The sequence below is a fragment of the Xanthomonas translucens pv. cerealis genome (assembly GCF_006838285.1).
GTDB classification, from domain to species: Bacteria; Pseudomonadota; Gammaproteobacteria; order Xanthomonadales; family Xanthomonadaceae; genus Xanthomonas_A; species Xanthomonas_A cerealis.
Genome location: NZ_CP038228.1, coordinates 2,091,096 through 2,104,331, shown reverse-complemented (window position 1 = coordinate 2,104,331; position 13,236 = coordinate 2,091,096). Strand labels below are relative to the sequence as shown.

The 13,236-nt window shown below is 64.7% G+C and carries 7 protein-coding genes and 2 pseudogenes; all 9 read right to left on the bottom strand.

The genetic code is table 11. The features are described from left to right. Window position 1: 1 nt before the first annotated feature. Window positions 2-565 (bottom strand): hypothetical protein, encoded by a 564-nt coding sequence (locus tag E4A48_RS09320; RefSeq protein WP_142742308.1) that lies wholly within the window; start codon window positions 563-565, stop codon window positions 2-4. Window positions 566-568: 3 nt separating this feature from the next. Continuing rightward, window positions 569-2,383, bottom strand: a complete 1,815-nt coding sequence (locus E4A48_RS09315) for a peptidoglycan-binding domain-containing protein (protein ID WP_142742307.1) — start codon at window positions 2,381-2,383, stop codon at window positions 569-571. Between the two features lie 9 nt (window positions 2,384-2,392). Continuing rightward, window positions 2,393-5,320, bottom strand: coding sequence for a type VI secretion system tip protein TssI/VgrG (gene tssI / locus E4A48_RS09310; protein WP_142742306.1), 2,928 nt, complete (start codon window positions 5,318-5,320; stop codon window positions 2,393-2,395). Window positions 5,321-5,330: 10 nt separating this feature from the next. Next, a pseudogene (locus tag E4A48_RS09305) lies at window positions 5,331-5,528 on the bottom strand (DotU family type IV/VI secretion system protein); the annotation flags it as partial. A 67-nt stretch (window positions 5,529-5,595) separates the two neighbouring features. Further along, complete coding sequence (locus E4A48_RS09300; RefSeq protein WP_142742305.1) at window positions 5,596-6,675, bottom strand: Imm71 family immunity protein; 1,080 nt, start codon at window positions 6,673-6,675, stop codon at window positions 5,596-5,598. Then, window positions 6,672-8,150: a hypothetical protein gene (locus E4A48_RS09295; RefSeq protein WP_142742304.1), complete on the bottom strand. Its 1,479-nt coding sequence runs from the start codon at window positions 8,148-8,150 to the stop codon at window positions 6,672-6,674. The genes E4A48_RS09300 and E4A48_RS09295 overlap by 4 nt, the downstream gene beginning before the upstream one ends. A 59-nt stretch (window positions 8,151-8,209) precedes the next feature. Next, window positions 8,210-11,022, bottom strand: a pseudogene (locus E4A48_RS21440) (type VI secretion system Vgr family protein). 10 nt (window positions 11,023-11,032) lie between these two features. After that, window positions 11,033-11,824: a type IVB secretion system protein IcmH/DotU gene (gene icmH, locus E4A48_RS09285; RefSeq protein ID WP_171815516.1), complete on the bottom strand. Its 792-nt coding sequence runs from the start codon at window positions 11,822-11,824 to the stop codon at window positions 11,033-11,035. After that, window positions 11,821-13,155 carry a type VI secretion system baseplate subunit TssK gene (gene tssK, locus E4A48_RS09280; protein ID WP_039004879.1) on the bottom strand — a complete coding sequence of 445 codons (1,335 nt, stop codon included), beginning with the start codon at window positions 13,153-13,155 and terminating at the stop codon, window positions 11,821-11,823. Before tssK ends, icmH begins: the two co-directional genes overlap by 4 nt. Window positions 13,156-13,236: the final 81 nt, after the last annotated feature.

Here is a 13,236-nt window from a genome sequence, read left to right as displayed (position 1 = left end):
TTCAGTTGCAGGGGGAGTCTAAATATCCATTGGGTGCTGAAAGATACTTAAAAGATTCCGGATCGAAATGTAATGATAATTCGGTAGCTGCCGAGCCTGTATTATCAGGTGTTGGACAGACCCGCTTTGCGGTTAGGTCTGGCCATATTTTTACGATCGAATCGGGAACTCTAAGGTCACTGAAAGCGCCTTCTAATGCGCGAATATATGTACCGTCTCTGCATTGCGCCAGCACGAGATAGTCAACAGCGTCAGTGTCGCCGTAGCTGCTCCCTAGATAGCGGATTACGGCGTCAGCACGGCCATCCTGATTTAGATCAGGAGTAGCCACTAGGTAGGTCTGTCCATGATTAGCACTGTAGGGGCATCCTTCCTCCGCATCAGGTGGACAGGCACTAATCTGCTTACCTTTTATCATACGAAGCACAATATGCTCGTCAATCGGAGCTGACTCGCAGTGTGCTTGTAAAGAATCGCTTGAATCTTTTGTTGGCAATGCTGCTGAGCACGAGGTGGCAAAGCAAAAGCAGGAGGAAAAAATAATAGTGCTTAGGGAAAAATGCATTGATCATATCCCGGTAGTGTCAAAGTGAAAAGAGCGACGTCCAGTCCGCAAAGATCCAAGCTCATTATTGAGTGTATATTGACGTCCGTTGCGACCCGCATATGTTGGCCAAGAAGCGAGTCGGTCCTGCGTATCATTGACAGCTATTGCATCAGCCAACAGCTGTTCGGTGATAGCCAGTTCGTGGGCATCTGTCCATTGCGCGGGTGCGATGTTCCAATTTAGCTGCGGATGTCCGTTGATGGCGCTAATAAGTGAATCACGTACGCGTTGTCCAGTGACGTGTGCTGGGCGGTAAATATGCCAACGCAGCAGAATTCCAATCGCCTTCTCTGACGTGTAAAATTCGCCCAGTGTACTGTTGACTTGGATAGTGCCTGCTTGAACCGATATGGCGACTCCACGTAGATCGCGAATTCGCATGCGGACCATATCCCACATTGATTGCTGCATGCTTGCAACGGTTCGGCCAGCCATGGCAAACCGATAAAACCAGTGCCAGGTCTTGAAGTAGTTGGCCTCGGCTGGAGCGCGATCAACCATCGGCAGTTGCTGATTTACCTGCGCAGCCTGTGCAAGGATGGTAGGCGCTTGTGCTACCTGAGTTTGTTCATTGTGCTGGCGGATCCAGCCCGTGTACTTCCGGCCTGTTTGATTCCAGAGAGGGCCGACATTGGCACCTGCCCAGGCTGATGAAGGATATAGGCCGAAGTTGCCTAGTACTCGCTGGTAATCAGCTTGGTTGCGATGAAGAAAGTAGGAAAGAAAACCGGGAAGTTCGCCATTGTCGTAGCCGCCCTGTGGCATTAAACCCATGGTCCAGTGACAAGGGCCTAGAGAGATCAGCGCATCGTCATAGGCGTTGATACTATCAAACATGCCCATGCATTCTTGTTCGGATGTGGCACGTACAACGCGATATGTAGAGGCCGTTGCTCCATCTGGGGACGCGGCAAGGGTAGCGATGGTCGATGCTGGCCCAATAAGTCGCTCCGGCGTCATCTCAGCTTCTATCCAAGTGTGATTTGGTACTTCGCTCTGCGGTCCTCCGTAAGTTGTGTATCGAGCGTAGCCTCCAAGTGACTGGTAGTGGTCTTGGTTACGCGTCGCAGGGAACGTATAATGGCCTGTAAAGTCACGGCTGAACATGCGAACTCGTGCAATTACTTGGTTGGCGGCGTTGCGTATAATTGCCTGAGTTATCTCATTGTAGTTCCAAATATTAACCCCGTTGGTTGCAACGGTAGTGCGTTGACCATTGCTTGGGTTAACCTGCCAAGCCTCTATGACTACGGGGCAGCGATAATTATTGCGAAGCCAATGCTCGATCGCATTACGAGTTGCAGAATTTACTATGCCGCTGATTGGCCCAGTATAGCGAGCATTGTTGGTAACTCGGTCGAGAGAGCTGACGTAGTAGCTTTCTGGCGGATTGGAGTGAGGGCGCGTGCCAAGTGCGGCTACTTCCGGCGCAGTAATGCCTGCCTGAGGTTGCCATCCATGGAGGCGGGCATCATTAATTCGAGCTACGTTAGCCATGCCGGCGTAGATCTGAAATTCTCGAACTGCCCAATCCGTGCCGGCGCCGAAAGCACCATCAGCATTGGTCACAAATAAAAATCCGAGCGTGCGCAGATCATTTTGCAGCTGACGCACATGTTGAGGAACAGCTATCGTAGCTCCAGCTTGATTCTGGGGCGTCTGAGCAGTGGCCGTAGGGGGCGGAGGGTTATTGGTTCCTCCCCATCGTGGTGGTGAATTGCTTGCGGGATTGCCGTCGTTATCGCCGCGGCGCAAGTCGTAATTGCCGTATATCATGCATCCATCCTAGATGTCGTGGTCGTTGCCTAGTGACGTGACGCCTTGCTGGCTTGGGATGTTGAGACCCGCAATGCCCTTCGCTCGGTGGAAGCGCTGTATGGCCATACGGCTCAAAGGACCGAAGTCGCCGTCAATTTCTCCGTGATAAAATCCGAGATTCTTAAGTCTGGACTGTAAGCCCATGTGTTCACTTGTCTTTTTCTGGGATGCCAAGTCAAGCTTCCATTCCCATGGATGGTTTTCAAGCCCAAAGGGATAAACGGTAAGCTTCCCTTTGCGCGCACCCTTTGGCAGTTCATGGATGACAGTCCCGTCTGAGCTGAGCTCTCCTTCAAATATCTGCCCACCTAGTTCTAATTTGTAAGGTTTCCCTTGCAGCCCGCTTAGATTGAACTGCTGACCAACGCGAATGCCAAATTGCTTGGGCAGAAGCACTGTTTCTTTGGGTAAATGTTCGGGAATGGCTGGATTGGTTTCTGGCCCCAAGAACGGATGCCGACTGGCCTTGACCGTGAACTGTCCCGGGCAGGCGAAGGTGATGTCGCCGCCTTCCAGGGTGAGGCGGGTCTGCCCGGCCTGCAGCACGATCTTCTGCTGCGCCAGCACGTCGATGCGGGTGTCGGTGGCGGTGACGGTCAGCGCCTGGTCGGCCAGCAGTTCCAGCGCGCCGGTGTGCGCCTGCAGGCTCACCGGGCCGGCGGCGGCGATCAGTTTGATCGGCCCGCGTTGGGCGAACAGCGCGGTGTGCTGGCCGGACACCGCCGACAGGGTCTGCCCGGCGCTCAGCTGCGCATCGTGCTGCACGGTCAACTGCAGGGCCTGCCCGGCATAGGCCACCGCGCTGGCCGGGGTGGTCCAGGCGATGTGGTCCGGCGACTCGCCGAGCAGGCGCGCCTCGGCGAATCGTTCCACCGGCGCCTGGCCGTCGCGGCCGCCGTCGGCCGGCTTGGTCGCCGGCTGGCCGCCGACCGCAGCGGTGTACTTGCCCTGCGCCTGCGGGTCGATCGCCTCGCGCAGCCGGGTCACGCTGGGATGGGCGTCCAGGCCGGGCACCTGTTGCTGGGTCAGGGTGTCGTGCAGCGCCTGGGCGGTGCGTTCGGCGCCTTGCAACTGGGCCACCGCCTCGGCCACGTCCAATGCGGTCGAGGCGCCCTGGCCGCGGGCGCTGCTGGACAGCAGCAGGCCTTGCGCGGCATGCACGTTGCCCCAGCCCTGGGAGGCCAGTTCGAAGCCCTGGCCGCGCAGCGCGCCGCGGGCGGTGTCGCTGTGCTGGACCAGGTAGCCCAGTTCCAGCCGGGTGTCGGCCAGCGAGGTGTGCAGGCGCGTGCGCAGCTGGCCGGGGGTGTCGTCCAGCAGCCATTGCTGGGTGCCGCTGCCGTCGTGGGACTGGGTGTGCAGGCCGCTGAGCGTGCCGGGGTGGCTGGCGCTCTCGTCCAGGCCGCCGCCGAAGGGGGGGGCGACCTCGCCGTTGTACAGCTGGCCGGTGATGCGCGGCTGGTCGATGTCCCCGTGCAGGAACTCCACCAGCACTTCGCTGCCGATGCGCGGCAGGAAGTGGCTGCCCCAGTTGGGGCCGGCCACCCACTCGGCCACCGGCACCCAGGTGCCGGCGCGCTGGTCGCCCGGCGCGTGGCCGGGCGCGGTGCTGGCGCTGTCGGTCAACCCGCCGGGAGTGGGCTGGTCGCCGCGCTGCCACGGGAACTGGATCCGCACCTGGTGGTCGCGGCTCGGGCTCAGCGCCGCGTCGGCCACGCCGACCACGCGCGCGCTCTGCGGCCCGGGCATGCGCGGGCGGTCCTGCGGCAGCGCGCGCAGCGGCGTGGCCGCCGGCACTGCCAGGAAGCGGTTGCGGTAGCTGCCGTGCTCCAGCTCCGGCGCATCGAGCAGGGCGACGATGCCCTGGCCCAGGTTGTTCACCGCCACGTGCTCGATCGCCACCGGAACGAACCGCTGGCCGTCGTGCTGGGCGTGCTGGCGCAAGGTGAACGCCGCCCCGGCCGCCAGCACGCGGGCGCTGCCGGCCCCGGCGTGCAGCGTGTGCGGCACGCGCAGCGCGTCCAGCCGCGCCTGCGCCTGGTCCTGCGCGGTCGCCTCCTGGGCGAAACGCCCGGCGCGCGGCTGCACGTAGACCTCCAGCGGCGGCAGCGCGCCGGCCTCGGCCTGGGCCTGCGCGGCGACCGCGCGCACTTGCTCGCTGTGCCAGCTGGTCACGGTGCTGGCGGTGGGCACCACGCCGCGGCGCTCGCCGAAGGCGCCGATCGCATCGTCGGCCTCGGCCGCGTCGCTGCGGTGGAAGCGGATCGTGCCGCTGTCCGGCACCTGCGCCTGCGGGTCGAAGATCACCAGCGTGGCCGCGGTCGCCTCGCTGTCCTCGTCCTGCGCGTACGCGTAGCGCCAGGCCAGGCCGGCCTCGGCCAGCAGGCGGGTGACGAAGGCCCAGTCGGTCTCGCGGTATTGGGTGGTGATCGGGTGCGCGGGCAACGCGGCCTGCACGTCGAAGCGGAACGCGGCCTGCGGGTAGTCGGCGAAGATCCGTTCGCAGATCGCGCGCGCGTCCAGGTCCTGGAACACCAGCGCGTTGCGCCGCAGCTCCAGCAGCGCCGTCCACGGCGCCAGGGTCAGCCGGTAGCGGGCCAGGCCGCCGTCGCCGCCCAGTTGCGCCACTTCGGTGCACAGGCCCTGCCAGTGGCGTTGCGTGCCGTCGGCCTGGCGTAGCTGCAGGTCCAGCGGCTGCTCCAGCAGCGCCTCGGCTTCGAGAAACGCCGAGGTGGCCAGGCACGCGATCTGCAGCACGGTGGCGCCGCACACCGCCTCCTGCCCGTGGAAGCGTTCCACCACCAGCCCCTCGACCGGGGCGCGCAGTTGGATCAGGCGGGCATGTTGGGACGGCTGCGCCAGACTAGCGAGGGCGACGGCCAGCGTCGGCATATCCATATCGACGTACTCACGGCAGGGTGATCGTAATGTGCGCGGTGCGTTGCGGCATCTGCACCACCTGGTTGTAGGCGGCCATGCGCTGCTCGGTCTGGTGGTCCAGAGACAGGCGCAGACCGAAGAAGCCGAGCAGGCCGAAGCCGGCCACCAGCGCGGCCGGCAGCCACAGCGGCACCACACGGCGCAAGGCATGGCGCACGTTGTCCGGTTCGGCCGCGTCGGTGTACAGGTCGCTGGTCGGCCGGTTGAGCTGCTGGTAGCGGGCCAGTTGCGAATCAAGGTTCGGCGAGTACCCATTGCACCTTGCGGCCCTCGTGCAACGGAAGCTCGTCGCCCGCGTTGAACTGCGCGGCCGCGTTGAGATCGTCCATGACCAGCCAACGGCCGGCCTGGGATGCGCGTTGACCGCTCATGGCCGATACCTGCCGGCGCTGCGGCTGGTAATTTGCTGCGGCGGCGCCCGCACGTTCATTGCGCTGCATGAACACATAGCCGGCCTCTTCTTCCGGAATGGTGCCGTCCTCGTAGCGGTCGTCGCGCCAGATCAGGCGCCAGACGACATTGATGTCGATGCTTGCGTCCCTCACAATTTGGCCGGCTTGTGGTGCAGGCGAACCATCATGAAGATAATTGAGTGCGCCTATATAAGGCAAAAATCCAGTCGGTATATCCGGTTTGGAAAACAGGCTGAATTTCTTTGGCTTCGGCGCATCCACCGGCTCCCAGATGCCCGAGCAGGGAATACGACTGCCAGTGGCAACCAGCGTGTTCTCAACGGGGTCAGGTACGTCCGGGATGATCGGAGGAAAGTGCATTTTAGCTACATTTTCCTGGAACCACTTGCCATAGATATTGGGTGCGGGATCTTCGAAGTAACGACCTTCGATGATATCTGCCCAGATTTCGTTTCCGAGATGGCGCATATTTTCGAGGCATTCAGAAAATTCATGCCACAGCGGCGTCATCTCTCGATTTATATTCATTTCCCCGACTTCGACCCTCCATACAAATTCGATCCAATGACTCACTTGGCGGTTGGCCATCACGAATTCACCGTTGGCATCGAACTTGAAGACGCGCTTGTCGCCCTTGCGTAGCCTGCGCACGCCTTCTTCCTGATGGGCGAGTCCCTTCAGTATTCCGACGTAATCCAACTCTTTAATCCCGCTTTTCTCCAACCAACCTTGCGCATCGGCTTGCCGCACACTTTCTTCTGTCACATCCGCCCACGCTTGATACAGCTCAAGCATCCGGTTCCATGCAGTGAACGAAGATTCTTTCTTCAGCTGGTAGAACATCTGCCGACGTTCGAGTTCGTTGGGAAGCTTTAGACCCTCGGGAAAATTGCTGCTCACGGCGATACCACCACTTGACGATGCTCCTTGGTCGCTTGCTCGCGCTCTGCAAGTCGGACGGTTGTGACGCTGGTCGGGCCAGGCGTATGGAAGTAACCGATGATGCCGTTGACATCCTTCCAGCCGGTCGGCTTCACTTCGAAACTCATGCCACTCGCCGGGTCGATCCACGTAAACGGCTTGTTGTCTTTAATGGCAAGCTTGCCCAGAGCCGTCAGTTGTTCCGCTACCGGTTTGTCCAGGGAGAAAAATGCCTGCGTGGCGCCACCAGGCAGGTATTGCCCTGGCAATATGACGCCCACTTGCTCGGCAACCGTGCCGACCACCGCCTTGGGTCCATTTTCGCCGCTTACCTTGCCGGTGACGATAAATCCATTGCGGTTGAATTCGTCCAGTACTGCGGTGGACGGACGCCATTCCTGGGCGCTTTGAGGCGCCTCGCCAATGCCCCACCACATGCCACCTGGCGAGGTCGAACCCACGTTAACACTGTGCGTCACCCCTTCCTCGCCAAAGGCACGGAAAACTTTTTCGCCGTCACGGAGTTGCCTGTTGATCATTTTCCCTGAGTAGGCTTGTAGAGCTTGATAGACACCTTCCTTTTGCCTGTCCGCCAAGTTCGGATACCCGTCTTCCGGCTTGTACAAGTGTTCCCATTGCTCAGGTCTTTTCACCAGCGCCGGATTCTGCTTGAACCCGCCCCGGCTAGACCGCACCGGTAGCACGCCATCTTCCACCAGGCGCGCTTCGTCGGCGCGGGTGATGACGCGCTCGCCGGTGGCCACCCGGTGCAGCGCCACCCGGCTGGTCGTCTCGCCGCCGCTGCGCACGTAGGCCTGCAGTTCGCGCAGGTTCTGGTCCAGTTCCTTGATCGCCTTGGGGATCATCTGCTCGGCTGTCGTGCGCAAGGTGCCCAGACCGCCGATCAGTTCCTTGATTCGCTGTGTCAACATCCCCGGCATCAGCGCCCCCATCCGTGCATTGGCCTTGCGCAGCACCGAGGCGAGGGTATTGGTGAGCGCGGCGAACCGTTCCAGGATCTGCGCTTGATAGTCGGCAAACTTCAGCCGCAGCAGCCATGCCTCGGCGTTGCGCGTGCCGATGCGGTTGAGGAAGGCGATGATGTCCTTGGCACCTTGCAACAGGTGCGCGGCACGCGCGGCGCCGCGCAGTTCGGCGGCGGCCTTGAATACCTTGCACAGGATGCGGCCCACGCCCTTGATGACGCCACCGATCACCGGCACCAAGGCCAGCACCAGCACCACGAGCAACACCCATTCCCAGACCCGTTCGCGCGCCTCCGGATCGTCGATCAGGCGGATGACCACAGCGATGATGTCGCGCGCCGCGGTGACGTCGCCCACCAGCGGGATCATGCCGATCACCGCATCCACCAGGATCTGCGACAGCGAGGCCTTCTCGTTGAAGGCGCCTTGCACCGTGCCCCAGGTCCAGCTGCCGACATCGGCCGCCATCGCCTGGAACTGGCTCCAACTGAGTCCGCCGGGGGGAGATGCCGCAGGTGTAGCCCCCATCACTGCACTCCTTTACCGGAATCGGCGGTGGCGGCGGCCAGATACTTGTCCACCACGCCGTCCAGCCTTGCATCGGCAGGATTGGCCGCGTGATCGGGCGTGGGCGTCATGTCCTTGCGGCCGAACAGGCCCGGCATCGGCGAGAACACCACCTCGGCCGAGCCGCCGGGGACATTCGCCACCTCGGCGCGTCCCTGCGCGTCGAGCGTGCCGTGCCGTTTGCCTCCATCGGCCAGGGTGACCACGTAGTCAGCACCGGCCAGGCCCTGATCGTCGTGGTAGCGATGATCAAGCGACAGCGTTTGCAGGGGAAGGCGTTCTTCCGGCAGCGGGGGGATGGCGACGGTCTTCATCTCCCCACCCAAGAACGGATGCCGACTGGCCTTGACCGTGAACTGTCCCGGGCAGGCGAAGGTGATGTCGTCGCCTTCCAGGGTGAGGCGGGTCTGTCCGGCCTGCAGCACGATCTTGTGCTGCGCCAGCACGTCGATGCGGGTGTCGGTGGCGGTGACGGTCACCGCCTGGTCGGCCAGCAGTTCCAGCGCGCCGGTATGCGCCTGCAGGCTCACCGGGCCGGCGGCGGCGATCAGTTTGATCGGCCCGCGTTGGGCGAACAGCGCGGTGTGCTGGCCGGACACCGCCGACAGGGTCTGCCCGGCGCTCAGCTGCGCATCGTGCTGCACGGTCAACTGCAGGGCCTGCCCGGCATAGGCCACCGCGCTGGCCGGGGTGGTCCAGGCGATGTGGTCCGGCGACTCGCCGAGCAGGCGCGCCTCGGCGAATCGTTCCACCGGCGCCTGGCCGTCGCGGCCGCCGTCGGCCGGCTTGGTCGCCGGCTGGCCGCCGACCGCAGCGGTGTACTTGCCCTGCGCCTGCGGGTCGATCGCCTCGCGCAGCCGGGTCACGCTGGGATGGGCGTCCAGGCCGGGCACCTGTTGCTGGGTCAGGGTGTCGTGCAGCGCCTGGGCGGTGCGTTCGGCGCCTTGCAACTGGGCCACCGCCTCGGCCACGTCCAGCGCGGTCGAGGCGCCCTGGCCGCGGGCGCTGCTGGACAGCAGCAGGCCTTGCGCGGCATGCACGTTGCCCCAGCCCTGGGAGGCCAGTTCGAAGCCCTGGCCGCGCAGCGCGCCGCGGGCGGTGTCGCTGTGCTGGACCAGGTAGCCCAGTTCCAGCCGGGTGTCGGCCAGCGAGGTGTGCAGGCGCGTGCGCAGCTGGCCGGGGGTGTCGTCCAGCAGCCATTGCTGGGTGCCGCTGCCGTCGTGGGACTGGGTGTGCAGGCCGCTGAGCGTGCCGGGGTGGCTGGCGCTCTCGTCCAGGCCGCCGCCGAAGGGGGGGCGACCTCGCCGTTGTACAGCTGGCCGGTGATGCGCGGCTGGTCGATGTCCCCGTGCAGGAACTCCACCAGCACTTCGCTGCCGATGCGCGGCAGGAAGTGGCTGCCCCAGTTGGGGCCGGCCACCCACTCGGCCACCGGCACCCAGGTGCCGGCGCGCTGGTCGCCCGGCGCGTGGCCGGGCGCGGTGCTGGCGCTGTCGGTCAACCCGCCGGGAGTGGGCTGGTCGCCGCGCTGCCACGGGAACTGGATCCGCACCTGGTGGTCGCGGCTCGGGCTCACAGCCGCGTCGGCCACGCCGACCACGCGCGCGCTCTGCGGCCCGGGCATGCGCGGGCGGTCCTGCGGCAGCGCGCGCAGCGGCGTGGCCGCCGGCACTGCCAGGAAGCGGTTGCGGTAGCTGCCGTGCTCCAGCTCCGGCGCATCGAGCAGGGCGACGATGCCCTGGCCCAGGTTGTTCACCGCCACGTGCTCGATCGCCACCGGAACGAACCGCTGGCCGTCGTGCTGGGCGTGCTGGCGCAAGGTGAACGCCGCCCCGGCCGCCAGCACGCGGGCGCTGCCGGCCCCGGCGTGCAGCGTGTGCGGCACGCGCAGCGCGTCCAGCCGCGCCTGCGCCTGGTCCTGCGCGGTCGCCTCCTGGGCGAAACGCCCGGCGCGCGGCTGCACGTAGACCTCCAGCGGCGGCAGCGCGCCGGCCTCGGCCTGGGCCTGCGCGGCGACCGCGCGCACTTGCTCGCTGTGCCAGCTGGTCACGGTGCTGGCGGTGGGCACCACGCCGCGGCGCTCGCCGAAGGCGCTGATCGCATCGTCGGCCTCAGCCGCGTCGCTGCGGTGGAAGCGGATCGTGCCGCTGTCCGGCACCTGCGCCTGCGGGTCGAAGATCACCAGCGTGGCCGCGGTCGCCTCGCTGTCCTCGTCCTGCGCGTACGCGTAGCGCCAGGCCAGGCCGGCCTCGGCCAGCAGGCGGGTGACGAAGGCCCAGTCGGTCTCGCGGTATTGGGTGGTGATCGGGTGCGCGGGCAACGCAGCCTGCACGTCGAAGCGGAACGCGGCCTGCGGGTAGTCGGCGAAGATCCGTTCGCAGATCGCGCGCGCGTCCAGGTCCTGGAACACCAGCGCGTTGCGCCGCAGCTCCAGCAGCGCCGTCCACGGCGCCAGGGTCAGCCGGTAGCGGGCCAGGCCGCCGTCGCCGCCCAGTTGCGCCACTTCGGTGCACAGGCCCTGCCAGTGGCGTTGCGTGCCGTCGGCCTGGCGTAGCTGCAGGTCCAGCGGCTGCTCCAGCAGCGCCTCGGCCTCGAGAAACGCCGAGGTGGCCAGGCACGCGATCTGCAGCACGGTGGCGCCGCACACCGCCTCCTGCCCGTGGAAGCGTTCCACCACCAGCCCCTCGACCGGGGCGCGCAGTTGGATCAGGCGGGCATGTTGGGACGGCTGCGCCAGACTAGCGAGGGCGACGGCCAGCGTCGGCATATCCATATCGACGTACTCACGGCAGGGTGATCGTAATGTGCGCGGTGCGTTGCGGCATCTGCACCACCTGGTTGTAGGCGGCCATGCGTTGCTCGGTCTGATGGTCCAGAGACAGGCGCAGACCGAAGAAGCCGAGCAGGCCGAAGCCGGCCACCAGCGCGGCCGGCAGCCACAGCGGCACCACACGGCGCAAGGCATGGCGCACGGTGTCCGGCGGCGGCCAATGCGGTGCGAAACCGGTGCGCTTGCCCTTGAAATAGATGATCTCGTCGCCCAGCCGTGCGGTCAGGTAGCCGAGCTTCTCCGGCCCTTCCAGCCGATACTTGCCTTCGAAGCCGAGCAGCAGGCAATAGTGGTAGATCTCCAGCGAGGGCAGGCGCACGGCGCCCTGGCGGCGCAGCTCTTCCAGGCGATCGAAGAAATGCTCGCCGGCCAGGTGTTCGCCGAACAGGCGCAGCTGCAGCGGATTGCGTTCCCAGGTTTCGTGCAGGGCCGAGGGCTGCGACAGGATCGCTTCGTCCACCGCCGCGCAGAACGCGTATTTGGCCGCGTAGATGTCCTCGGACGCGATGCCGAGCTTGACCGCGCCGCGTTCCACGCCATCGAGGAATGTCTGCACCGACTGCACGAAGGATTCGGTGTCGCCGGGCATCTGCGCGCGCTTGAGCAGCAGCAACAGGTAGAAGCCGTCGGCCATCAGGTCGAGCAGGCTCTGCGGCGTGGAGGGATGCGCGCTGGCCAGGCCGTGCGGCGCCTGCGCGGTCAGCGACGGCATCGGGCCGGGGGTGGGGGGCAGGGGGTTCATCATGAGGTCACCGCAACAAGTTCCATCTTGAGGTCGTCAATGCCCGACGGCACATAGAGCATCATAGACTGCGCCTTGAGCATGCGCTCGTACAGCGGCCCGCGCGCTTCCAGGGCGAAATAGTAGCTGCCGGGACGGACCGGGATCGCCGCCGGCACCTGCGCGGCGTGGGTCAGCTTCACGCCCGGCAGGGCCGACAGCACGCACTTCTCGACGTCGTCCGGCGCACCGACCTTGAACCGCACCGGCACCGTCTGCACCAGTTCCGGCCCGGGCATGTCGGCCGACACGCTCAGGTAGAACGCGGCGTTCTCGTCGATCCGCTGCGAATCGATCCGGCCCAGGTGGAACGACGGCTTGACCTCGCTCAGCGCGATCTTGAAGTAGCGCGCCGAGATCACCGTGTCGAGCAGGTCGCGCACGATCTGGAACAGGCGCTGGAAGCAGGCTTCCGGCGCGGCGTGGCTGTACCGGGGCAGGTCGTTGAGCTGGTAGGCGTTGGAGAACGTCAGCAACGCGCCGGCCATGCGCAGCAGTTCCTGGTGCAGGCGCTCGGGGTGCAGTTGCGGATGATGGAACAGGTGCGACAGCGCGCCGAACGAGGAGCAGGCGGTATGCAGCAGCCAGAACGAGGCGATGTCGCCGGAGCGGAATTCGATGATGTGCTGCGACGGTTGCCGATGCAGCCCGTACAGCGCATCGACCTTGGCCTGCAGCGAATCGAGCAGGCCGCGCAGTTCGCGATACAGCGTCGGCGAGGCGTCGATGTGCGCGCATGGCGGGATGAAGTCCTCGTCCAGCTCGAAGCCGCCGGTCGGGGTGCGGCGCACGCGCGCCACCGGCACGGTCACGTACGGATCGCGCGGACTGTCGTCGGTGAGCAGCTTCACCGCCTTGCTCAGGTACGCCAGTTCCGATTCGGCCGCGTCGGTGTACAGGTCGCTGGTCGGCCGGTTGAGCTGCTGGTAGCGGGCCAGCTGCGAACCCTCCGCATCGCTGCAGTTGCCGCCGTCGTCGCGCAGCAACGGCAGCGCCAGGTACACCGTGGTGATCTGGATGCCGGCGGGGAGGTCATTCAGCGACAGCGCATCGGGCAGCGCGTCTTGCGCCGGCGCGTCGTACGATTCGCCATCGGCAAAGACCACCGACAGGTCGAGCGCACGCAAGCTGCCGCTGGCCATGCTTTGCGGATCGAAGCGGATCCGCCGCGTTCCCCAGCCATACGGATGCAGCGTCTGCGCCAGATCCTGCAGCCTTGCTTCGTGGTAAGTGTCCTGGCGCTGGAAATGCTGCGGCCGCAGAAACAGCCCTTCGCCCCAAAATACTTTCGACATCCTGCTTACATGAGACACGGGTCTATCCTTGGATTTGAAGAGGTCGGTCCGCACCGAGACGGCCGGCCGCGACAAGCGTGG

Bases quoted from the DNA above. Each gene is read 5' to 3' on its own strand.
- E4A48_RS09320 (WP_142742308.1), bottom strand. From the start codon at position 565: ATGCATTTTTCCCTAAGCACTATTATTTTTTCCTCCTGCTTTTGCTTT.
- E4A48_RS09315 (WP_142742307.1), bottom strand. From the start codon at position 2,383: ATGATATACGGCAATTACGACTTGCGCCGCGGCGATAACGACGGCAAT.
- tssI (WP_142742306.1), bottom strand. From the start codon at position 5,320: ATGGATATGCCGACGCTGGCCGTCGCCCTCGCTAGTCTGGCGCAGCCG.
- E4A48_RS09295 (WP_142742304.1), bottom strand. From the start codon at position 8,150: ATGGCGGCCGATGTCGGCAGCTGGACCTGGGGCACGGTGCAAGGCGCC.
- icmH (WP_171815516.1), bottom strand. From the start codon at position 11,824: ATGATGAACCCCCTGCCCCCCACCCCCGGCCCGATGCCGTCGCTGACC.
- tssK (WP_039004879.1), bottom strand. From the start codon at position 13,155: ATGTCGAAAGTATTTTGGGGCGAAGGGCTGTTTCTGCGGCCGCAGCAT.